Source organism: Fodinicurvata sp. EGI_FJ10296 (assembly GCF_040712075.1).
In the GTDB taxonomy this organism is placed as follows: Bacteria; Pseudomonadota; Alphaproteobacteria; order DSM-16000; family Inquilinaceae; genus JBFCVL01.
Map to the genome: position 1 here is coordinate 288,936 of NZ_JBFCVL010000003.1, position 21,099 is coordinate 310,034.

Below are 21,099 nucleotides of genomic sequence, written 5' to 3' on the forward strand. Positions count from 1 at the left end.
GCCGCATGATTGCCTTCCGGCGACGGCAAGGCCGGTATCGAGGACTGAACCCATGCAGATGCTCCCCGGCGGCGACGCCATCCATCTCGACCATCTGGCGCATTTCGTGCCCGATCTGGAGGCAACCGCGGCCGCGCTTGAGCGCATGGGCTTTCTGCCCACGCCGGTTGCCGTTCAGCAGAACCGGACCGAGCACGGCATGGTGCCGGCCGGTATGGCCAATCGGTGCACAATGCTGCGACAGGGCTATCTGGAATTTCTGACCGCCGTATCGGACACCGAACTGGCGCGCCAGTTCCACAAGGCTATTGCCCGCTATACCGGCGTCCATCTGGTGGCCATGGGTGTGGACCGCCCCGACGCGGCGTTCGACGCATTGCAGCAGAACGGCTTCGCCCCGACGCCGCCGGTCAATCTGACGCGGCCCGCTCCAGCGCCGGAAGGCCAGGAGCCGCCCGAAGCACGGTTCACCGTCATTCGCGTACCGCCCGGCACCATGCCCGAAGGCCGCATCCAGATCCTCAAGCATCACACGCCCGACATCGTCTGGCAGGAACGCTTCATGGCGCACCCGAATGCGGTCGTGTCGCTGGAAGCCGTCCTGATGATTGTGGTGGACGCTGCCGCCACCGCCGCGCGCTACGGCCGGTTCCTGAATCGCCAGCCGGAAACCCTCGGCGCCGGCCACAGCATCGTGCGCTTCGAGCATGGCTGCCTGGTCTTTGTCGAACCGGAGGCGCTGGCAGCGACGCAACCAGCAATCGAGGCCGAGGGACCATTACCGCGCATTGCCGCCTATTGCGTCGGCAGCGCCGATGTCGCTGAAACGGAGCGGGTCTTCCGTGCCGGCGGCCTGGAGGGCGAGGTCTCGGGCAAAGTCGAGAAAACCTGGCGCCTGCCATCGGTCCTGGGCGGCTTCATGACCGTGTGCCCGCGCGATGCCGGTCCGACCTGGTCAAGACCCACGGCACCATAACGAAGGATCGGCGGAAGACACTGTTAACCAATTCCGAGGTAGCATCCCGGCCAGCATATCTGGACCCAGACACACAGCCGGGCACGACCGTTCATGAACCTTTGGGCAAAGGCGTCTCTTGCAATATTCCTGATGCTGGCTTGCGCGTGGCTCCCGGCGGGGCGTGCACTCGGCGATACAGTCCGGGTCGCGGACTTGCCCGACGCGGCGCTGTTCGGCAATGCGCCGGCTCCGACGCTTGTGACCGAATTGTCGGCGGCGTTCCGTCTGCCGCTGTCCGACAGTGACGCCGTTCTTCTGCCGCGCGCGCGGCTCACGGTGTCCGATAGGCCGGAATGGGTGCTGCTGGCCTACAGTTTCGCCAATGGCGCGCCCAACCCCACGGGCCGGTCGATTCCGCCTATCGGTTTGGCCGTCTATCGCGCCAAGGCGGATGGCGACGCTACGGCCGGGACGACGTCGTTCGACCGGATCGGCGATTGGGTGCTGACCGCGCCCGAAGGCGGCCTGCCCCACGGCATTGACAGCGTTCGCCTGATGGAGCAACCGGGTGGTGCGGTCCTTCGAGTCGCGGGACCGTCACTGTCGATCTCGCTCGACGACCAGTCACTCAGCCGGGTGCAGACGCTGATCCCGCTGACCGCAGATGGGCAGTCCGCCGGCCCTTCACTTACATTGCCGGCCGAAATCCGGATTGCCGAGCACACCCTGCCCGACGGCGGCTATGGCCAGGAATCCGGCAACCCGGAACCCACCGGGCCGATACTGACCCTTACCCTGCTGCCCAAAGCCCTGGCCACGCGAACCGACGCGGCCGCTCCGGATTGGCCGGCCATGCTGATCGTCGCCGACCCGGCGGCGGAGCGAACGGAGGCCGGGCATCGGCCCGCCGCAATAGAGATCGACATCGATCCGGCCACCGGCCTGCTGACGGCTTCCAATGCCGAAGCCGCCCGCCATTTGCGCCGACTGGCCGACAGCATTGGCGACGACGCGCTGGCCGCGGCAGGATTGGTCGTGCCCGAACTGCTGCGTAGCGGCCGGACGATAGCCATGATCGCAGCGCCAGACCGTGATGGGGGCCTTCTGGACCGGATCGCCCCGCCAGCACCGGCGACACCGGCAAAGGTTACTTTTACCAACCCCATGGCGACATTCATCAACGCGGTGCCCTATACTGGCACGAAATCCGTGGTGACCGGCTATGGGGTGAACCGATCAATTGTAAACGGATCCACCTCGACGACATCCCGCGACGGCACCCGGGGCGATGACTATCGGCCGCCACGCCAGCGCGCGGTTTGCGACCGGCTGCGCTGGGACGGCGCCACCGTGGCGGCGAATATCCTGGGCGAGGGCCGCCTGACCAACTGGCTCAGCCGGATTACCCATGTCGCCGCGGCCGATCCCATGGGCCGAGTGCGGGTAACGATGGATCTCTGTCCCGGGCGTGGACCCGCCATCGCCGTGCCGGTCGAGATTCCGGCCGCCGACGCGGCGCGGCTGCTGACCGGCCCCCGTGTCGGTCTGACCCGGCTGACCGGCGTGCCAACCGCCCTGCGAAGCACCCCCGGCGTGCGCATCCGGGCGCTGAGCGCGTCGGTACCGACCTCCTGAGGCACCGCCTCGAATTGCTTGCGAAATTGGCTGAGCTGGCCGGAGTCCTGTCCCTGCTGACGGCCCCCTTGCCGTTTCGGACCCCGTATTGGATATTCCCGTATTGCCTGCTAGGCTTCGACTTCAATCCGATCCGTTCGAAGGCGGATACGACAAACATCGAAGTTTCGAGGAAAAGCCCATGCATGTGTTGGTGATCGGCGCCGCCGGAATGGTCGGCCGCAAGCTGACCGACCGCCTGATCGGCGACGGCCAGTTGAACGGACGCAAGATCGATACGCTGACCCTGGCGGATGTCGTCGCCAGCGACCGCACCGCCGGAGGTTCCGGCATCGACGTCCGCGTCAGGACCGGCGATATGGCCGGTGCCGACGCGACCACCGATCTGGTTCGCGACCGGCCCGACGTCATCTTTCATCTGGCGGCCATCGTTTCCGGACAGGCCGAGCAGGATTTCGAGCTCGGCTACCGGGTCAATTTCGACGGTGTGCGCAATCTGGTCGAAGCGATCCGGCTGGCGGGAGACGACTATTGCCCGCGGCTGGTGTTCACATCGTCGATTGCCGTGTTCGGCGCGCCCTTCCCCGACCCGATTCCGGACACCTGGTATCACACGCCCCTGACCAGCTATGGCACACAGAAGGCGGTCGGCGAATTGCTGCTGTCGGATTATACCCGGCGCGGTCTGCTCGACGGTGTCGGCATCCGACTGCCGACCATCGTCGTCCGCCCCGGCGCGCCCAACAAGGCGGCGTCCGGCTTCTTCTCCGGCATCATCCGCGAGCCGCTGCAGGGCACGGAAGCGATCCTGCCAGTCGACGAGTCGGTCCGGCACTGGGTGGCCAGTCCGCGTTCGGCGGTCGGATTCCTGATCCATGCCGCCGGCCTGGACAAGGCGACACTGGGACATCCGGTTTCCATGACCATGCCGGGTCTGGACATCACCGTGGGCGAGATGATCGCCACATTGGAAAAAGTGGCCGGGAAAAAGGTCGTCGACCGTATCCGGCGGGAGCCCGATCCGTTCATCCAGTCCATGGTCGCGGGTTGGCCGGAAGCATTCGACACCCGCCGGGCGCTCGATCTGGGCTTCAGGTCGGAAAGCCGGTTCGAGGACATAATCAACATCTTCATCGAGGATGAATTGCAGGGCCGCATTGCCTGATAATCTCTTTTCGGCGTCCAAACATTCTCCTGCCGAGAACACAACGGCCGCGCCCTGCCCGCTCTGTGCCGTCGGCAGCGGGCGGCACTTCGCCGAAGTCAACGGGCGCCGATACCTGCGGTGCCCGAACTGCCTGCTCACCTGGCTGGCCCCGGCGCAGCGTCCGGACGCCGATGCCGAACTGGCGGAATATGGCCATCACGACAACCGGCCTGACGATCCCGGCTATCGCCGCTTTCTGAACAAGGCGGTCGAACCCTTGTGTCTTCGTCTGGCCGAAAAGGGTGTGGCACAGGCGGATGGGCTTGATTTCGGCTGCGGGCCGGGGCCGACACTGTCGGTCATGATGGACGAACGCGGCCACCGGTTCGTCGACTTCGATCCGTTTTTTCGTCCCGACGGGCGCCTGCTCAAACGACGCTATGACGCCATCGCCTGCACCGAGGTCGCGGAGCATTTCCACGATCCGACACGCGAATTCACGCTGCTCGACAGCCTGCTGGTGCCAGGCGGCGTGCTGGCGGTCATGACGTCGATCCTTTACGACGACGATGCATTCGCCGGCTGGCATTACATCCGCGAGCTTAGCCACGTTGTGTTCTATCGCCCGGAAACGATGGTGTGGATCGCGACGCAGTTTGGCTGGTCGATGACCGCGCCCAGCCCAACGGTGCGCCTGTTCGAAAAGGCCTGACCGGCGGCGGCACCGTCCGGAACCATCCCTGAAGCCAATCGTGACAGACGATGGTACACTTCGGTATTGCACCGCACCATCCACGACAGGCATGCCATGGACTTTCGCGTTCTACAGAACTTTCTCTGCCTGGTCAGGGTCCGTAACTTTTCCCGCGCGGCCCGCGAGAGCAACCTGACTCAACCCGCCCTGAGCCGCCGCATCAAGGCGCTGGAAGAGTGGATCGGCGCGCCTCTGCTCGACCGGTCGGCCCAGCCGATCGCACCGACGCGGATCGGCGCGGCGTTCTTCGAACTCGCCACCGAATTCGAGGAGCGGTTCACGATCTTTCGCCAGTTGGCCGCGCGCGACCGCTCCGAAGAAGCGAGAACCCTGAATATCGCCGCGATCCACACCCTGGCCATGGGCATCCTGCCTTCGGTGGTGATGGGTCTGGAGCAGGCGTTGCCCGGGACGCTGTGCAACGTGTCCGCCAACGATCATCAGCGCTGCATCGACATGCTGTTTGCCGTCGAAGCCGACCTGATGTTCTCGTTCTCGTTGTCGGCGCAGGACCGGCCCGAACATCAAGGCGACGCCATCAGCATGGTGATCGGCCATGACAGCCTGGTTCCGGTCAGTGCGCCCGACGAGGGGGGCCAGCCAATCCACACCCTGACCGGCCATCCGGGCGCCGAGGCCGCCTTTCTGTCCTATGGCGACGACGCCATGCTGCAACGCGGTCTGGAGTCGGCACTGGCGGCGCCGTTGCGGAATTGCCATCTGCGCACCGTGTTCAAGAACTCGATGACGGAAGTTCTCCGGCGCTGCGTTCAGGCCGGATTCGGCCTGGCCTGGCTGCCACAAAGCATGGTCGCCGAAGATCTGGCTCGGGCGGCACTCGTCCCCGCCGGCGGCAAGGAATGGCACGTCCCGATGGAAATACGGGCGTCGCGGCGTAATACGCCCGGAGTGCCGCTGATCGACGAGGCCTGGGCCGTTATCGGAAGCACGGCCGATGCGCCTGAGGCATAATGCGATACCGATCGGGCATTGGACAGGCATGGCCGGGGGTCCCTAACCTTCGTGCAATACCATGCGGCACAGCGGCACTGCGGCGCCGCCGGACAACGCGGCACAGCAGCGCCGCCCGAAAAGGTGAACCGAGACCATGCTGGATCTGAGCGGCTTCGACCGCATCCGCCTCGCCCATCTGCCCACACCAGTCGAGCCCATGGCCCGCCTTGCCGCGGACCTTGGCGGCCCGAACCTGCTGGTCAAGCGCGATGACTGCACCGGTCTGGCGACCGGCGGCAACAAGGCGCGCAAGCTGGAATTTCTTATGGCCGCCGCGGTCCGCGAGGGCGCCGACACCGTGCTGACCCAGGGCGCCGTCCAGTCAAACCATGTCCGTCAAACAGCAGCCGCAGCCTGCCGGCTGGGATTGAAGTGCCGGGTGCTGCTGGAAGAACGGCTCAGCAATCCACCGTCGCAATATGAAACCTCGGGCAATGTCTGGCTCAATACCCTGTTCGGGGCCGAGGTTGCCTATCGTCCAGGCGGCAGCGACATGGCGGCCGAACTCGACGCCGAAGCCGAAGCCGTCCGCAGCGCCGGCGGCGTGCCCTATGTCATTCCCGGCGGCGGGTCGAACCCGCTCGGCGGTCTGGGGTATGTCGCCATGGTCGAAGAACTGGCGATACAATTGCGCGATCAGAAGCTGGCCGTCGATCATATCGTTCACGCGACCGGCAGCGCCGGCACCCAGGCCGGCATTCTCGCCGGTCTTTCTGCTCTGGGGATGGATATTCCGGTCCACGGCATCGGCGTCCGCTTCGACAGCGAGACCCAGGAAAGCCGCGTTCATGCCCTGACAGACAAGATCACCGACCTGATCGGCGCACCGGCCGTACCGCGCGCCTCGGTCCGTGCGGCCGACGGCTATATCGGCGACGGCTACGGTCATCCGACCCCCGGCATGGTGGACGCCGTGCGGACGACGGCGCGGCTGGAAGGCCTGCTGCTCGATCCGGTCTATTCCGGCAAAGGCATGGCCGGGCTGATCGACCTTGTCCACAAGGGCGTATTCTCCCGGAAAGAAACGGTGCTTTTCCTTCACACCGGCGGCGCCGTCGGGTTGTTCGGTTATCAGTGGGCCTTCGATGATCCGCCAGCCGGAGCCTGACGCCCGAACCGCAACACTGAAAACAGCGGGCTTGACCCCTGAAGAAGACAAGGCGGAAGAAGAATCGTTGACCGCACCATTCGTGAGCATGAAAGTGATCATGCCTGCGAAAAATGAAGCAGTACCACAGGAGGCTTATTATTGATGGCCAATAGCATCAAACGGACCCTTTCGACCACTGTCGCCGCCGGACTGGCGTTTTCGGCCTATTCCGGTCTGACAACCGCCACCGCGATGGCGGACGACACTTCCAATTATCCCGACGAGCAGATCAGGCTGGTCATTCCCTATTCACCCGGCGGCGCGACCGACATCATTTTCCGTCTGGTTGCCACCGAGCTGGAGGATGAACTCGGCGTTGCCGTTGTTCCGGTCAACATGTCCGGGGCGTCGGCCACGATCGGCTCGCGCGAAGTCCGCAACGCCGATCCGGACGGCTACACCATTCTGGGCAGCCACGATGTGATCGCGGCCGCATATCTTTCCGGCGTCGTCGACTATTCGTTCGATGCCTTCGAGCCGATCTCGCTGATCACACAGACGCCGAACATGGCGACGATCAGTTCCGATCTCGGCATCGACTCCCTGGACGCGTTCATCGATTATGTGAACGAGAATCCGGGCGAACTTGCCTGGGGCATCACGCCGGGATCGACGTCGCATTTCTTCGTCGCCATGATGATGGACGCGATCGGCCTGGAAGATGGCAGCCTTCGCATGATCGACTATGAAGGCACCGGCGACGCGATCGTCGCGGTCCAGCGTGGCGAGATCGCCGGCACCATGACCAACTACACCTCCGCCCGCAGCGAGATCGAGGAAGGCACGTTCACCGCCCTCGCCGTCGCGCACGAGGAACGGCTGCCGCAGATGCCCGACACGCCGACCTTCGTCGAACTGGGCTATGAAATGGAGCACGCCACCAGCCGGGGCTTCTTCGCGCCGCTGGGCACGCCCGAGCCGATCATCGAGACCCTGTCGGCGGCAATCGAAGCCGTCGCGCAATCTCCGGATCTCAGTCAGCAGATCGAGGACGAACTCGGCTCCATCGTCCGTTATCTGCCGCCGGAAGAGTATGAAGAGTTCGTGGCGAACGTCCAGACGACACTGGAACGGACGGCCGAAAACATCGACATGTAGTCGTTGCGGTTCCGGCCGGTCCTGACCGGCAGGCCTTGAACCCGCTCCCATTCCGGGGGCGGGTTCCGTCGTGAATACACCGCCACACGGGATCCGACCGGATGACGCGAAACATCGCCCTCTCGCTGGGAATGCTGGTTTTCTGCGCGCTGATGTACTGGGAAACCTTCAATTTCCCCGAAGCCTCCCGGTTCCGCGCCGGCCCTGAAGTCTTCCCGCGCTTCATACTGCTTATCATCGCCGGATTGTCGGCGATCCTGTTGATCAGGTCGCTTGTCACCGAACGGCACGGCCTGAAAAACGTCGAGTTCGACTTCCGTGTCTTCGCCAGGGAATACTGGCTCGTCATTGCCCTGTTCGCGTTGTTCGGCGTCTATGTCGTCGCCCTGACGGTTGTCGGCTTCGTTCCCGCGACGCTGGTCTTCCTGATGGCCGGCCAGATCATGATCGCGCGCCGGACCGACGCAAAAACGCTGGGGATCGCGGCCGCCGTGACGATCTTCGCGACGCTGTCCATATCCTACATCTTCAGTCAGGTCCTGCGCATCTGGCTGCCGTAAGAAGCCCGGACCAGCCGTCCCAACCACATGGCCGCCTTTCGCTGGAGCGACAATGGATCATTTCATCTTTCAGTCGATTCAGGAGATCATGGTCCTAGACCGGATTCTGCTGATCCTGATCGGGGTCATCGCCGGCATCATTGCTGGCGCCATCCCCGGATTTACAGTCACCATGGGCATCGTGCTCGCGTTTCCGTTCACCTTCGCAATGGACGCGACCAGCGGCCTTGCGCTGATGATCGGCATCCTGGTTGGCGGTTATGCCGGCGGCATGATATCGGGAATCATGCTTGGCATTCCCGGCACGCCCTCGTCGATCGCGACAGTGTTCGACGGCTTTCCGATGGCAAAGAACGGCGAGCCCGGCCGGGCACTGGGCATCGGCATCGCGTCGTCGTTTCTGGGGACGGTATTCAGTGTCGGGGTGCTGGTCGCGATCGCGCCGCTGGTGGCCCAGTTCAGCCTGAATTTCGGACCGTGGGAGATCACCGCCCTGGTCATCTTTGCCATTACGCTGGTCGGTTCGCTATCCTCCGGCGCCATGCTCAAGGGCTGTATCGCCGGTGCCATCGGGCTGCTTATCGCCACCACCGGCCCGTCGCCGGGCGGGCAAATCCGGTTCGATTTCGGGTTCGACGCCCTGGCGCAGGGCGTGGAGATGCTGCCGGTCCTGATCGGCGTCTTCGCCTTCTCGCAGTTGATGGATGCGGTCGAGACCGAGACCAAGCGCCTGAAGTCGCCCCAGGGCTCGCTGGAACGAAATCTCCAGATGGCGCGGATCGACATTCCGTATGCCCGGATCGTCAAGGACATGCTCGGCCAGAAGCTCAATCTCCTGCGGTCGAGCTTCATCGGCAGTGTCGTCGGCGCCATACCGGCGGTCGGCGGCACAGCGGCCAATTTCGTCAGCTATGATCAGGCCAAGAAGTTCTCGCGCAAATCCAAATCGTTCGGCACTGGCATCCCTGACGGCATCGTCGCGACGGAGGCATCGAACAGCGCCCTGATCGGCGGCGCGCTGATCCCGACATTGACGCTCGGCATCCCGGGCAGCCTGACCATGGCGATCATGTACGGCGTTTTCATTCTGCACGGCCTCAATCCCGGCCCGCGCCTGTTCGTCGATCAGCCGGTGCTGATCGGCGGCATCTATGTCAGCATCGTGGTCGCCGGCGTTTTCATGCTGGTTTCGATGCTGGTGCTGATCCGGTTCTTCGCCAAAATATCGCTGGTTCCGACGTCGATCCTGGTTCCCATGGTCCTGATGCTCGCGGCCGTTGGCGCTTATGCGTTGAACAACAGCATCGTCGATATCTGGACACTGCTGGTCTTCGGCGTCATCGGCTATCTGTTCGTGAAGGCCGGGGTGCCTCTGACGCCGCTGATCCTGGGCGTCGTCCTGGGTCCGTCTCTGGAGGTCAATCTGTTCCGGGCACTGCAGCTCGACCCCAACGTCATGACCTTCCTCACCCGCCCGATTTCGCTGGCCCTGCTGTTGTTCACTGCCGCATCGGTCATATTCGCCACCTGGCAGGAAGTGCGCAGTGCCAGATCGCGGGAGGCCACCTGACGCGGCCCCTGTCCTGCGCTCCCTGATGCCCCGCCTCCGACGCGATGGAGTTCCCATGACTTATGACGCACTCTCCTATTCCCATCCGTCGCGGCGATTCATGCGGTATGGCCACAAGGGCATGGTGGCGACGTCGCAGCCGCTGGCGGCGCAGGCCGGACTCGACATGCTGCGCCAGGGCGGCAACGCTGTCGACGCCGCCATCGCCACGGCGGCGTGCCTGACGGTGGTCGAACCGACCTCCAACGGCATCGGCGGCGACGCGTTCGCCCTGGTATGGCTGGACGGCAAGTTGCACGGCCTGAACGCCAGCGGCCAATGCCCACAGGGTCTCTCGATCGACCGGCTTCGCGCGGACGGACACGAGACGATGCCCCAGCAGGGCTGGATGACGGTCACCGTTCCCGGCACACCCAGCGCCTGGGCGGCATTGTCCGAACGTTTCGGCGTGCTGCCGTTCGAGCGGCTGTTCGAGCCGGCGATCGCCCATGCACGCGATGGTTTCGCCATCGCGCCGATGCTGGGCAAACTTTGGCAGAAGGCCGCGGAGTCGTTCGCCCGGACGCTCTCCGGGCCGGAATTCGCACCCTGGTTCGAAACCTTCACACGCAACGGCGCTGCGCCGGAAATTGGTTCGGTCTGGCGGTCGCCCGATCAGGCTGCGACGCTGGCCCGGATCGCCGCGTCGGGTGCACGCGATTTCTATGAAGGCCAGTTGGCGGAAAAGATCGACGCGTTCGCCCGGCAATTCGACGCGCCGCTGCGGGCCGCCGACCTCGCCGCCCATCGTCCTGAATGGGTGACGCCGATTTCCACGACGTACCGCGATCACGAGGTCTGGCAGATACCGCCCAACGGCCAGGGGATCATTGCGCTGATGGCGCTCAATATCCTCAAGGCCGCAAATTTTGCGCCCGGCGACGAATGCGAACGGCAACACGCGCTGATCGAAGCGCTGAAAGCGGCATTCGTCGACGGCCAGATGCATATCGCCGATCCCGCGCATGGGCCCGTGCCGACCGACTGGATGTTGTCCGATGCCTATGCGCGGGCCCGCCTTTCGGATATCGGGCCGACGGCCGCCGACCCGCAGCCGGTCGGCATGCGGCCCGGCGGGACGGTCTATCTGGCCGCCGCGGACGGACAGGGCAACATGGTTTCGCTGATTCAGAGCAACTACAAGGGGTTCGGGTCCGGCGTCGTGGTACCGGGAACAGGCATCGCGCTGCACAACCGTGGGCGCGAATTCTCGCTGGATGCCGGTCATCCCAATGCCCTGGCGCCGGGCAAGCGGCCCTACCATACGATCATCCCGGGGTTCCTGACGCGCGGCGGCCGGGCCGTCGGCCCGTTCGGCGTCATGGGCGGCTACATGCAGCCTCAGGGGCACCTTCAGGTGCTTTCCAACATGCTCGATCTGGGCATGAATCCGCAGGCCGCGCTCGACGCGCCACGCTGGCTGTGGCAGGGCGGTCGGCGCATTGCCGTCGAGCCGCATTTCCCATCGGATATCGCCCAGCGTCTCGCGCGCCGGGGCCATGCGGTGCAGCCGCAGCTCGATGAGACCGGATTCGGGCGGGGGCAGATCATACAGCGCGACGACGCGACCGGGGTGCTGGCCGGCGGGACCGACCCGCGCACCGACGGCGAAGCAGCCATCCTGTAGACGGCAGTCCCTCGCGTCAGCGTTCCCACAGATCGACGAAGTGATGAATGGGGCCGTGGCCGCTTCCGACCGACAGCCGGTCCGCCCCGGCAATCGCCCGGTCGATATAGCATTTTGCTGTCTCGACAGCCGCGTGGACATCATCGCCCTGCGCCAGTCTGGCGGCGATCGCCGAGGACAGCGTGCAGCCGGTACCGTGGGTATTGGATGTCAGATGGCGCATCCCCTCGAACCAGACCGGCGCGTGCCCGTCACCGTCGCCGGCCATGATGAGAACGTCCGGCGACGCGGCTTCGTCGAGATGGCCACCTTTGGCGAGTATGGCTCTGCTGCCATGATGCAGACACGCCGCCGCTTGCGCCGATAGTGCAGCGCGGTCCGGGGCCGGCATGTTGTCGGTTAGGACGGCAAGTTCCGGAACATTCGGGGTCACGATGAACGCCAGCGGCATCAGGCGGTGGCGAACGGCCTCGATCGCATCCTCTGCCAGCAGCCGCGCGCCGCCCTTGGCCACCATCACCGGGTCCAGAACAATCGGTGCGTCGCAGACACGCCGCAAGATATCGGCAACGGCGTCGGCGATCTCCGCCGAAGCGATCATTCCGATCTTGACGGCATCAACGCGGACGTCGTCGAACACGGCGGCGATCTGATCGGCGACGAAGCCCGGCCGGACCGTCTCTACCCCGGTCACGCCGCGAGTGTTCTGGGCCGTCAATGCGGTCAGTGCGGCCATGCCGTAGGCGCCGTGCGCCGAGAAAGCCTTCAGGTCTGCCTGTATGCCGGCCCCGCCCGATGGGTCGGAACCGGCAATACTCAACACGTTCGGAATCATCGTCACCTTTTTCTCCGGCAGGCGTCCGATCGACAGAGTCTGCGGCGCCCGGACCCCGGGCGCCGCCAACGTTCCGAACGTTTTCAGTCGCCGCCGGTTATTGCTTGTTCAGCCAATCATCGATTTCACGTTCGGCCTCTTCCTTGGCATAGCCGTAACGCGCCTGGAGTTTACCGGCGAGTTCGCGGCGGTTGCCCTTGACTTCCTGCAGGTCGTTCTCGGTCAGCTTGCCCCACCTTTGCTGAGCCTTGCCGGTGTATTCGGTCCATTTGCCTTCGATCTGATCCCAGTTCATCGAGATCTCTCCCTCGTTGGTGGCAGTGCCGATGGGCACCGGGGTAACGGTGCCCAAGAGGCACCTTGGTCTACCAACACAGGAAGGTGGTCAGTTGTTCCAAACGTTCAGACAAGCTCAGACCGGACCTGCGCCACAGCGGGGGAACGGGCGTCCACCATCGGCAAAGGCCAGCACGACCACGATCTCGTCGTGGCGCGGCGCATCGGCGATGGCCACCGTCATGGTATCGAAATGATCGAACGACCAGACATTGTCCTTGTGGCCGAGCGGGACATCCAGCGACGCTCCCAGCGCCGCCATCTTGACGTTTGACGGGATCACCGCGCCGCCGCCGCCGATCGCGCCGCGCATCGGCTTGCCCAGCATCGGATGGATACAGGCACCGCCGTGCTCCATCTCTCCGGACATTCCCACCAGCGCGCCCTTGCCATAGGCGACGGCCGGCCCGACAAGGAGACCGGCAACTTCGGCGGCGATCCGCCCACCAAGGTCCCCGCCGATGGCGAACAGATCGCCAAGGTCTTCGGCATACCGACCGGCATACGGATTGGCGATGACGGCTGCTCCAAGCGCTCGGGTTATCGGCGTCGGCAGTTCGCGGCCCATCTCGGAGTTGATGGTCTCACGCAGCGTGACGAGCTTTCGTATCGGTACCATGGGCAGGGTCCTTTATCGGCGCGCGGAACCGGCGACTTCCGGTTCCATCCGGTTCACGGTCATTTGATCAAGGGCGGCTGCGCCCAGCAGTCCGTATGGATTGGCCAGCGTTTCCAGAATTTCGAAATGGTTGCAGTGTTCGGCAATCAGAAGCCGGACCGGATGGCCGCGGGCGGTCATCGCGTCGGCGAAATCGGCCGATTGTCGCTTGAATTCCGGTGTTTCCAGCGTTCCATACGCGACGACCAACGGCGGCGCCACGGTTTCCAGATGGCGCATGGGGCTGAGTGCTGCCTCGCTCTCGTCGCTGAAGGTCACATAGGTGCTTCGGGCCGACAGCCTTACCGGCCGCATTTCGTACATGCCGCTGCACAACAGGGCGCTCTTGATCGCATCTGCCGGAACGTCGAAGGCCACCGGCCAGTCCGTCGTCAGCGCCACCGCCGCCATATGAGCGCCGGAGGAATGGCCCGACAAGTGGATACGGTTCCGGTCGCCGCCAAAGGAGTCGGCATTGTGCCAGACCCAGGCGATCGCGCGCCGGATCTGGTCGGCGATCGGCATCAGATCGCCGTCGTGATCCTGAACCCAGTCGAAATCAGGCACCACGAAATGCGCTCCGGCCCGAACGAATGTCTCGGCCGGAAAGCCGTATCGCTCGGCCAGTCCGGATCGCCATGCGCCGCCGTGGATAAAAATCTGGACCGGCGCCGGTGTCGATGATGCAGCCGGATAGACGTCCATGCGTTCGCGCTCGCCGCTGCCATAAGCAAACCGCAACGGCGCTCCCAGACGCTGCCGCACCCGCTCACTGCTGGCGGCAAAACGATCGAGGATCTGCCGGCGGTTCGGCGCATAGACCGTCTGGTCATAGGCCGCATCGAGCGTCGCCTGGTCCATTCCGCCCCAGACTGCGCCGACTTTCGACGTGGTCTGGCTGGAAGTTGCGTCGTCGGAGGGCATGACGGGTTAACCTGGTAATGGGCCCGGGAATCGGCCCAGGAGGAATTCAGGAACGGTCTGTTGCCAGAAATCTAGAATGCGAAGGTATGCAGCGCAACAGCGTTCTGGCGCCATCAGTCCGCACCATCCTCTGGTCGCCCCTGACATTGATTGCGGGAATAATGATTTCCTCACCCTGATCGTCCCGGGCGCATTGCGGCATGAAATGCTGCGATGCAGAACCGGGACCTCGCGCAGCAACTCTCGATCGTGACACACGAACCGGGCGCATCCGGCTCGGGGTCCCCGATCGGTGTCGGGGACGGTCAGGAGGGGACGATAAGGCGGGGGCGATAAGGCGGGGGCGATCAGGATGGGGCGGCGGGGCCGTCACCCGTATATCATCCCCCGCATTCGCGGCCGCTAAAGCTTCTCCGCCAGCAGCTTCTTCAGCGCGACCAGATCCTTGTTGAACATCCGGATGCCTTCGGCCAGCTTTTCCGTCGCCATGGCGTCTTCGTTCATGCCCCAGCGGAAGGCAGCTTCGGACGCGTCCAGCTTGTCTTCGCCGAAGCGTCCGGCGAGGTTCGGCGAAAGCTTGCGCTCGACCGCGCCGTCCTGGCCGGCCAGCTCGTCCAGCAGTGCCGGGCTGATGGTCAGGCGGTCGCAGCCGGCCAGTGCCTCGATCTCGCCCAGCGTTCGGAACGACGCGCCCATGACTATGGTGTCGTATCCGTGCCGCTTGTAATAGGAATAGACCCGCCGGACGAAAACGACGCCGGGATCGTTCTCGTCATCGAAATCCGTATGACCGGCCTTGACGAACCAGTCGCGGATGCGGCCGACGAACGGCGAGATCAGCGTGACCCCGGCTTCGGCACAGGCAACGGCCTGATGCATGCCGAACAGCAGGGTCAGATTGCACTTTATGCCGTCCTTCTGCAGACGTTCGGCGGCACGAATGCCCTCCCAGGTGGACGCGATCTTGATCAGCACGCGGTCGGTATCCGCGCCCATATCGGCGTACAGATCGATCAGCCGCTTCGCCTTGTCGATCGTGGCGGCCGTGTCGAACGACAGGTCGGCGTCGACCTCCGTCGATACATAGCCCGGCACGATTTTCAGCAGTTCGCTGCCGAAGGATACCGCCAGCATGTCGGCGACGGCATGTACGTCCGCGCCCGACTTCTGTTTGGCGCGATCGATGGCACCGGCGACCACCGACTGATACGCCTCCGATCCGGCGGCTTTGAACAATAATGTCGGGTTCGTTGTGCAGTCCTGGGGCTTGAGACGGCGGATCGTCTCGATCTCCCCGGTATCGGCAACGATGACCGTGCTTTCCTTAAGGCTCTCAAGTCTGTTCGGCATCATGCCTCTCCGATTCCCTGCAATGACGATGATCTGGCTATAGCACGGGCCGCGCCTCGTTGACGATCCGCACGGCGTCGAAACCTATAAACTGGCGACCAGATACCCGACATAGCCGATATAGGCAGCAACGAAAATGCCGCCCTCTGCCCGGCTGATCCGCGATCCGGTCACCGCGAACGCGACCATCCCAAGCGTCGCGGCCAGCATCACCCAGACATCGACAGCGGCGATCGATGGCGGCACGGAGATCGGATGCACGATCGCCGTCACGCCCAGAATGCCCAGCACGTTATAGATGTTGCTGCCGATGATATTGCCCAACGCGACATCCGACTGCCGGCGCAGCGCCGCAATGATCGACGTCACGAGTTCCGGCAGCGATGTCCCGATAGCCACCACCGTCAAACCGACCACGGTTTCGGGCACGCCCGCTGCCTGTGACAGGTCGATGGCCCCGGAAACCAGGAACCGAGCGCCGACAATGGTCAGCACCAGCCCCCCGACCGTAAAGGCGGCGGCCACCCACACGGACCGCGGGCCCGGTTCGGCGAGGGTCGCTTCCGACTGGTGAACCACTGCAGACGGACTGCTGCCAACGCGTTCGGCGCGATAGGTGTAGATGACATAGGCGGCAAGCAGCCCCACCGACACGAGGCCGACAACGCGGCCGAGATCGCCGACGAGGATCATGCCGACACATAGTACGGCGACCAGCACCGAGACGGTGCCGTCGCGCAGGAACGCCGCGCGGGCGACCACCAGCGGCGAGATCACGGCCGCCACGCCGAGTATCAGCAGGATATTGGCGATGTTGCTGCCGACAACGTTGCCGACAGCTATGCCCGGCGAACCGGCGAATGCGGCCTGAATGCTGGTCACCAGTTCCGGCGTGGAAGTACCGAAACCGACCAGCGTCAACCCGATCAGCAGCGGCGAGATGCCGAACCGGCGGGCCAGCGCCACCGCACCCCGGACCAGTGCGTCGCCGCCCGCGACGAGCAGGATCAAACCGAGCAGGAGTTCCAGATAGACAGACATGATTGTTGTTGCCCTTTGTCTGCGACGACGGCCGGAATGCCTGTGTCCGCGAGGGGTTCAGATGGGGAGCCGGCGCAAGCCGTTGCACCCCGCGATGCAGCATTTTTTTCAGCGAAAGACCTATTGCACTCCACGGGCGAACCGATTAGGTTTCCGGCGTCGCGGCGGCCGCCATAGGGCGCCGCGCAGTGCTGGGGCGTGGCCAAGCGGTAAGGCAACGGTTTTTGGTATCGTCATCCCAGGTTCGAATCCTGGCGCCCCAGCCAATCTTTTCCTCGCGAACATTGACGCCGATTGGGCCGATTCTCCCTTCCGCTCCCCCCAATGAGACGGCTGCATGGGCTTGCCGCCTAGGTCGCGCCTCCATACATCTGTCCTTGTATCGCTGCGAAGATCGCATATCGAAAAGTGGACCGGAGGGAGCAGTACATGGCTCATGACGAGGACCCGCAACGCGTTCGACAGTCGACGAAGCGCGGCAACACCCGCGGCATCCTGATCATATCGCTGATCATCGTGATCCTGCTGCTGGGCGGGGCGTACTTCTACTTCGCCGGCCAGGACACAGGCGATGTCGTGGACGGTGTGGTCGTGGATCCGGACTCCGAACCGGTCGAGGAAAACGGCACCGTCGACTAAGGCCGTCCGGCGCTGCGGCAAGTCGTTGCAAACATTGCCGCAGCGGGCGAAACCCGGATAAAGCCGAAAAGTTGTGCAGTTGGGGCCAACACTGTCAGATCGCTTGGTTAAAAACATTATCACCCTGTCGTGAAAAGCTTTCCTTTTTTTGGGATTTGGCTAAATCTGGGCTGCATTTCTGGCTCTAGCCAAACAGCATTGACAGGCGACTCCACCCATGCCCATTGCCCCGAAATCGTCGACCACCCGGCTGGCGTGGATCCGACGCCCCACCGCCGGCCTCGCATCCGCCCTTGCCCTTGCCGCCATTACCCTCCCCGACGCCGAAGCGAATGGTGGGACGTCCTGGAACGGCAATGTCGATACCGATTGGTTTGAAGCCGGCAATTGGACCAGCGGCGTTCCGGGCAGTTCGACCGACACTTTCATCAATACGGCACCGCCAGCGGTCGTCGCAGGGGGCGGATCGGCCGAGACGGCTCAGATCATCATCGCCAACGGTGGCGGCGACATGGGTCAACTGGTGGTCGAAGGTATCGGTTCTACCCTGACTACGGGTGCTGAAAAGATTCTGAACATCGGTTGGTCTGGTTCCGGTGACATGACGATTCGGGACGGTGGAAGTGTCAGTACGGGGGGAGGCACTTTCATCGCCATATTGCCGGGCGATGTCGGGACCGCGACCATAAGGGATGCCGGAAGTACGTTGCTCGTCGGCGGCGAACTTGCGGTCGGCCGCACGGGCACCGGATCGATGTCAATCCTGAATGGCGGCCAGGTCGAGAGCGAAGAAGGCTTCATCGGCAGAAACTCCGGCGAAGGATCGGTCCGGATCGACGGCGCCTCGTCCCTCTGGACAATCGGCAATGGGCTATCTGTCGGAAGGGGAGAAACGGGCGCGACCGACGGCACACTGACTCTATCGAATGGCGGCAGGGTCGTGGTCGGCGGCGGAACAGGCACGGCAACCATCGCAGAGAACAGCGACGCTACCGGTACCCTCAACATCGGCGCGGCCGAGGGCGAAACGCCGGTCGCGCCGGGACAAGTCCGGGCAGCGACAGTCGCCTTCGGCGACGGCACCGGCGCGGTCGTCTTCAATCACACCGATACCGGCTACACCTTTGCCCCGGCCATCACCGGCGACGGCGCGCTGCGTTTTCTTTCAGGCCGGACGATCCTGACCGGCGATTCCGGCGACTTCGACGGGACCACGGCGCTCAGCGGCGGCGAACTGGTCGTCAACGGCACCCTCGGCGGCACGACGACCTTCGCCAGCGGATCACGCCTGTCGGGAACCGGGCGCGTCGGACCGACGGTGCTGGAGTCCGGGGCCACGGTGGCGCCGGGCAATTCCATCGGCACCCTGACCGTCGACGGTGATCTGACGTTCAACTCCGGCACCGTCTACGAGGTCGAGGTCAACCCCACCGGCGCCGCCAGCGACCTCATCGTGGTCAACGGCACGGCTTTTCTCGACGGAACGGTCACCCATATCGGCGAGGACGGCGCCTATCGTCCCTCGGCCGACTATGTAATCCTGACTGCCACGAACGGTTTCGACGGCACGCGGTTCGACGGCGTTACGTCTGATTACTACTTCCTCGATCCGTCGCTGCTTTATGGCAGCAACGATGTCACCTTGCGCCTGCTGCGCAACAACATCGCGTTCGCCGCCGTGGCCGAAACGGCAAACCAGCGGGCGGCTGGCGACGGCGCCGACAGCCTGTCACTCGGCAACGATCTTTACGATGCCCTGAGCGTCCTGAGTGCACCGACGGCACGCGGCGCGCTGGACCAGATCTCCGGCGAGATCCACGCCTCGGTGCAATCGGCGCTGCTCGAACAGACCGGCCAGCTTCGCCGGTCGATCGTCCATCGGGCCGCCGATCTCGGCGGCGACGCGGTCGCCGGATCCGACATGACGACTGCCGGATCGGCAGAGGGGCAATTCACCACCTGGGCACAGGCTTTCGGCAATTGGGGCCATGCGGAGTCCGACGGCAACGCCGCGGCGATGGACCACGACCAGCGCGGCCTGCTGTTCGGCGGCGATGTGCGCCTGGGCGAGCGGACGCGGTTGGGCGTGACCGCCGGCAGCAGCCGATCCTCGGCATCGGTCGACGACCGCGCTTCGTCCGCGACCGGCGACACGCTGCATCTCGGCGTCTATGGCGGGACGGCTGTCGGACCCTGGCGGTTTATCGCCGGCGCCAGCCATAGCTGGCACGAGATCGAGACCGACCGCAGCATCGCCTTCGCCGGGTTCACCGACCGGCCGACAGCGTCCTACGATGCCCGCACCGCTCAGGTCTTTGGCGAGGCCGCGTACGACGTTTCGCTGGAGCCGGTCCAACTGCAGCCGTTCGTCGGCCTTGCCCATACCCGGCACGACGTGTCGTCCTTTTCGGAATCCGGCGGCGCTGCAGCCCTGGCGGCGGAAAGCGCCGACGCGGCGGCAACCTTCTCGACGATCGGGCTACGCGCCGCCACCGATTTTGCGGTCTCCGGCATGACGACCACACTGCGCGGATCGCTCGCCTGGCAGCAAACGCTCGATGACGTCACGCCGTCCACGCGCCTTGCATTCGGGGGCGGAACCGCGTTCAACGTCGATGGCACGCCATTGGGCCGCGACGCCGCGCTGATCGAGACCGGCATCGATGTTGCCGTCAGCGATGCCGTGACCTTCGGCGCCTCTTATGATGGGCGCTTCGACGATGCCGGGCACGAGCACGGCGCCCGCGCCCGGCTGTCGATCAGGTTCTAGATTTGCCGCCCGGCTTGCCGCCCGACTTACCAGCGGCATAGCGTTCGCCCTGTTCGAGGATCGCGTCGGTTCCGATCAGGGCGTTCAGGCCACCGAAGTCGAACATCCGGTCGGCGAATGCGGCATTGGAGCCGGTCGCCTTCAGCCCGGCGTAGTAGTCCCGCGCCGTGCGGGCAACGGCGCGCACGATGCCGCCGGGAAAGATCACCAGCGAGAATCCCAGCGCCTGAAGGTCTTCGGCCTCGGCGAGCGGCGTCGCGCCGCCTTCGACCATATTGGCCATCAGCGGCACCCGATCGCCGAAGGACTCGACGATGGCCGCCATCTGATCCCGCGAGCGCGGCGCCTCGACGAACAGCGCATCCGCACCGGCATCGATATAGCGCTCACCCCGTTCCAGCGCCGCCTCGAACCCTTCGACCGCGATCGCGTCGGTGCGCGCGATGATCAGCGTCTCGTCGCTGGCGCGGGCGTCGGCCATGGCCGCGATCTTGCCCGTCATCTCGGTCGCGCCGATCAATGTCTTGTCGCGCAAATGGCCGCACCGCTTGGGGAAAGTCTGATCTTCCACCTGCAAGGCATTGGCGCCCGCACGCTCTAGGGTGCGGATCGTGCGCTGTGCATTCAGTGCATTGCCGAACCCGGTATCGGCATCGACAACGATCGGCAGGGCGATCCGGTCGCGGATCATGGCCAGCGTGTCTGTCACCTCCGACACCGTGGTCAGGCCAATATCGGGTCGTCCGAGCCTTGTATAGGCCACGGCAGCGCCCGACAGATAGACCGCCTCGAACCCGGCATCCTCGGCTAGGGCCGCCGTCAGGCCGTCATAAACGCCGGGGGCAACGAGAATTTCGGGCGCGGCCAAACGGGCCTTGAGCGACGGGCGGGGCGGTTGCGGGGTCGTCGTCATCGCGGTGCATCTCCTCCATTTTTCGCATACAAAGGAATACCGCGCCCAGGGCCCGCTGTCGACGCTGCGCGGCCGGAGACG

The 21,099-nt window shown here is 64.5% G+C and carries 20 protein-coding genes and 1 tRNA gene; 14 read left to right on the forward strand and 7 right to left on the reverse strand.

What is annotated here, in order from left to right:
• Window positions 1-52 precede the first annotated feature (52 nt).
• From ABZ728_RS07550 to ABZ728_RS07600, 11 genes are all read left to right on the forward strand, one after another.
• Window positions 53-976, forward strand: coding sequence for a VOC family protein (locus ABZ728_RS07550; RefSeq protein ID WP_366655483.1), 924 nt, complete (start codon window positions 53-55; stop codon window positions 974-976).
• 93 nt (window positions 977-1,069) lie between these two features.
• Window positions 1,070-2,593 (forward strand): hypothetical protein, encoded by a 1,524-nt coding sequence (locus tag ABZ728_RS07555; protein ID WP_366655484.1) that lies wholly within the window; start codon window positions 1,070-1,072, stop codon window positions 2,591-2,593.
• Window positions 2,594-2,774: 181 nt separating this feature from the next.
• On the forward strand, window positions 2,775-3,758 hold the full coding sequence (gene denD, locus ABZ728_RS07560; protein ID WP_366655485.1) for a D-erythronate dehydrogenase: 984 nt from the start codon (window positions 2,775-2,777) through the stop codon (window positions 3,756-3,758).
• Window positions 3,751-4,452 carry a class I SAM-dependent methyltransferase gene (locus tag ABZ728_RS07565; protein ID WP_366655486.1) on the forward strand — a complete coding sequence of 234 codons (702 nt, stop codon included), beginning with the start codon at window positions 3,751-3,753 and terminating at the stop codon, window positions 4,450-4,452. Before denD ends, ABZ728_RS07565 begins: the two co-directional genes overlap by 8 nt.
• A 96-nt stretch (window positions 4,453-4,548) precedes the next feature.
• On the forward strand, window positions 4,549-5,466 hold the full coding sequence (locus ABZ728_RS07570; RefSeq protein WP_366655487.1) for a LysR substrate-binding domain-containing protein: 918 nt from the start codon (window positions 4,549-4,551) through the stop codon (window positions 5,464-5,466).
• A gap of 136 nt (window positions 5,467-5,602) precedes the next feature.
• Complete coding sequence (locus ABZ728_RS07575; protein ID WP_366655488.1) at window positions 5,603-6,616, forward strand: D-cysteine desulfhydrase; 1,014 nt, start codon at window positions 5,603-5,605, stop codon at window positions 6,614-6,616.
• Entirely contained in the window at window positions 6,594-6,761 is a 168-nt protein-coding gene (locus ABZ728_RS07580) for a hypothetical protein (protein WP_366655489.1), read from the forward strand. The genes ABZ728_RS07575 and ABZ728_RS07580 overlap by 23 nt, the downstream gene beginning before the upstream one ends.
• Window positions 6,761-7,756: a tripartite tricarboxylate transporter substrate binding protein gene (locus ABZ728_RS07585; protein WP_366655490.1), complete on the forward strand. Its 996-nt coding sequence runs from the start codon at window positions 6,761-6,763 to the stop codon at window positions 7,754-7,756. The genes ABZ728_RS07580 and ABZ728_RS07585 overlap by 1 nt, the downstream gene beginning before the upstream one ends.
• A 101-nt stretch (window positions 7,757-7,857) precedes the next feature.
• Window positions 7,858-8,316, forward strand: coding sequence for a tripartite tricarboxylate transporter TctB family protein (locus ABZ728_RS07590; protein WP_366655491.1), 459 nt, complete (start codon window positions 7,858-7,860; stop codon window positions 8,314-8,316).
• A gap of 52 nt (window positions 8,317-8,368) precedes the next feature.
• The gene (locus tag ABZ728_RS07595; protein ID WP_366655492.1) at window positions 8,369-9,886 is read left to right on the forward strand and encodes a tripartite tricarboxylate transporter permease; all 1,518 of its coding nucleotides are present in this window, start codon (window positions 8,369-8,371) and stop codon (window positions 9,884-9,886) included.
• A 55-nt stretch (window positions 9,887-9,941) separates the two neighbouring features.
• Window positions 9,942-11,552 (forward strand): gamma-glutamyltransferase family protein, encoded by a 1,611-nt coding sequence (locus ABZ728_RS07600; RefSeq protein ID WP_366655493.1) that lies wholly within the window; start codon window positions 9,942-9,944, stop codon window positions 11,550-11,552.
• Between the two features lie 16 nt (window positions 11,553-11,568).
• On the opposite strand, the gene thiD is transcribed toward ABZ728_RS07600, so the two are convergent.
• The 6 genes from thiD to ABZ728_RS07630 all read right to left on the reverse strand — a co-directional run bounded on the left by thiD (window position 11,569) and on the right by ABZ728_RS07630 (window position 16,696).
• Complete coding sequence (thiD, locus tag ABZ728_RS07605; RefSeq protein WP_366655724.1) at window positions 11,569-12,387, reverse strand: bifunctional hydroxymethylpyrimidine kinase/phosphomethylpyrimidine kinase; 819 nt, start codon at window positions 12,385-12,387, stop codon at window positions 11,569-11,571.
• Window positions 12,388-12,484: 97 nt separating this feature from the next.
• Window positions 12,485-12,682 carry a CsbD family protein gene (locus ABZ728_RS07610; protein ID WP_366655494.1) on the reverse strand — a complete coding sequence of 66 codons (198 nt, stop codon included), beginning with the start codon at window positions 12,680-12,682 and terminating at the stop codon, window positions 12,485-12,487.
• 117 nt (window positions 12,683-12,799) lie between these two features.
• A complete protein-coding gene (locus ABZ728_RS07615) occupies window positions 12,800-13,342 on the reverse strand; it encodes an amino acid synthesis family protein (protein WP_366655495.1) in 543 nt (180 codons plus the stop codon).
• Window positions 13,343-13,354: 12 nt separating this feature from the next.
• Window positions 13,355-14,305: an alpha/beta hydrolase gene (locus ABZ728_RS07620; RefSeq protein WP_366655496.1), complete on the reverse strand. Its 951-nt coding sequence runs from the start codon at window positions 14,303-14,305 to the stop codon at window positions 13,355-13,357.
• Between the two features lie 402 nt (window positions 14,306-14,707).
• Entirely contained in the window at window positions 14,708-15,658 is a 951-nt protein-coding gene (tal, locus tag ABZ728_RS07625; protein ID WP_366655497.1) for a transaldolase, read from the reverse strand.
• Window positions 15,659-15,739: 81 nt separating this feature from the next.
• The gene (locus tag ABZ728_RS07630; RefSeq protein ID WP_366655498.1) at window positions 15,740-16,696 is read right to left on the reverse strand and encodes a calcium/sodium antiporter; all 957 of its coding nucleotides are present in this window, start codon (window positions 16,694-16,696) and stop codon (window positions 15,740-15,742) included.
• Window positions 16,697-16,888: 192 nt separating this feature from the next.
• Here ABZ728_RS07630 and ABZ728_RS07635 point away from each other — a divergent pair.
• The 3 genes from ABZ728_RS07635 to ABZ728_RS07645 all read left to right on the forward strand — a co-directional run bounded on the left by ABZ728_RS07635 (window position 16,889) and on the right by ABZ728_RS07645 (window position 20,105).
• Window positions 16,889-16,962: transfer RNA gene (locus tag ABZ728_RS07635), tRNA-Gln, on the forward strand.
• A 163-nt stretch (window positions 16,963-17,125) separates the two neighbouring features.
• On the forward strand, window positions 17,126-17,335 hold the full coding sequence (locus ABZ728_RS07640) for a hypothetical protein (protein WP_366655499.1): 210 nt from the start codon (window positions 17,126-17,128) through the stop codon (window positions 17,333-17,335).
• 217 nt (window positions 17,336-17,552) lie between these two features.
• Window positions 17,553-20,105 (forward strand): autotransporter domain-containing protein, encoded by a 2,553-nt coding sequence (locus tag ABZ728_RS07645; RefSeq protein WP_366655500.1) that lies wholly within the window; start codon window positions 17,553-17,555, stop codon window positions 20,103-20,105.
• Here ABZ728_RS07645 and ABZ728_RS07650 read toward each other — a convergent pair.
• Window positions 20,095-21,018: an isocitrate lyase/phosphoenolpyruvate mutase family protein gene (locus ABZ728_RS07650; protein WP_366655501.1), complete on the reverse strand. Its 924-nt coding sequence runs from the start codon at window positions 21,016-21,018 to the stop codon at window positions 20,095-20,097. The genes ABZ728_RS07645 and ABZ728_RS07650 overlap by 11 nt on opposite strands.
• Window positions 21,019-21,099: the final 81 nt, after the last annotated feature.

Bases quoted from the DNA above. Each gene is read 5' to 3' on its own strand.
- ABZ728_RS07615 (WP_366655495.1), bottom strand. From the start codon at position 13,342: ATGGTACCGATACGAAAGCTCGTCACGCTGCGTGAGACCATCAACTCC.
- ABZ728_RS07550 (WP_366655483.1), top strand. From the start codon at position 53: ATGCAGATGCTCCCCGGCGGCGACGCCATCCATCTCGACCATCTGGCG.
- ABZ728_RS07590 (WP_366655491.1), top strand. From the start codon at position 7,858: ATGACGCGAAACATCGCCCTCTCGCTGGGAATGCTGGTTTTCTGCGCG.
- ABZ728_RS07575 (WP_366655488.1), top strand. From the start codon at position 5,603: ATGCTGGATCTGAGCGGCTTCGACCGCATCCGCCTCGCCCATCTGCCC.
- ABZ728_RS07585 (WP_366655490.1), top strand. From the start codon at position 6,761: ATGGCCAATAGCATCAAACGGACCCTTTCGACCACTGTCGCCGCCGGA.
- ABZ728_RS07555 (WP_366655484.1), top strand. From the start codon at position 1,070: ATGAACCTTTGGGCAAAGGCGTCTCTTGCAATATTCCTGATGCTGGCT.
- denD (WP_366655485.1), top strand. From the start codon at position 2,775: ATGCATGTGTTGGTGATCGGCGCCGCCGGAATGGTCGGCCGCAAGCTG.
- ABZ728_RS07620 (WP_366655496.1), bottom strand. From the start codon at position 14,305: ATGCCCTCCGACGACGCAACTTCCAGCCAGACCACGTCGAAAGTCGGC.
- ABZ728_RS07570 (WP_366655487.1), top strand. From the start codon at position 4,549: ATGGACTTTCGCGTTCTACAGAACTTTCTCTGCCTGGTCAGGGTCCGT.
- ABZ728_RS07580 (WP_366655489.1), top strand. From the start codon at position 6,594: ATGATCCGCCAGCCGGAGCCTGACGCCCGAACCGCAACACTGAAAACA.
- ABZ728_RS07645 (WP_366655500.1), top strand. From the start codon at position 17,553: ATGCCCATTGCCCCGAAATCGTCGACCACCCGGCTGGCGTGGATCCGA.
- ABZ728_RS07610 (WP_366655494.1), bottom strand. From the start codon at position 12,682: ATGAACTGGGATCAGATCGAAGGCAAATGGACCGAATACACCGGCAAG.
- ABZ728_RS07600 (WP_366655493.1), top strand. From the start codon at position 9,942: ATGACTTATGACGCACTCTCCTATTCCCATCCGTCGCGGCGATTCATG.
- ABZ728_RS07640 (WP_366655499.1), top strand. From the start codon at position 17,126: ATGGCTCATGACGAGGACCCGCAACGCGTTCGACAGTCGACGAAGCGC.
- tal (WP_366655497.1), bottom strand. From the start codon at position 15,658: ATGATGCCGAACAGACTTGAGAGCCTTAAGGAAAGCACGGTCATCGTT.
- ABZ728_RS07595 (WP_366655492.1), top strand. From the start codon at position 8,369: ATGGATCATTTCATCTTTCAGTCGATTCAGGAGATCATGGTCCTAGAC.
- ABZ728_RS07630 (WP_366655498.1), bottom strand. From the start codon at position 16,696: ATGTCTGTCTATCTGGAACTCCTGCTCGGTTTGATCCTGCTCGTCGCG.
- ABZ728_RS07650 (WP_366655501.1), bottom strand. From the start codon at position 21,018: ATGACGACGACCCCGCAACCGCCCCGCCCGTCGCTCAAGGCCCGTTTG.
- thiD (WP_366655724.1), bottom strand. From the start codon at position 12,387: ATGATTCCGAACGTGTTGAGTATTGCCGGTTCCGACCCATCGGGCGGG.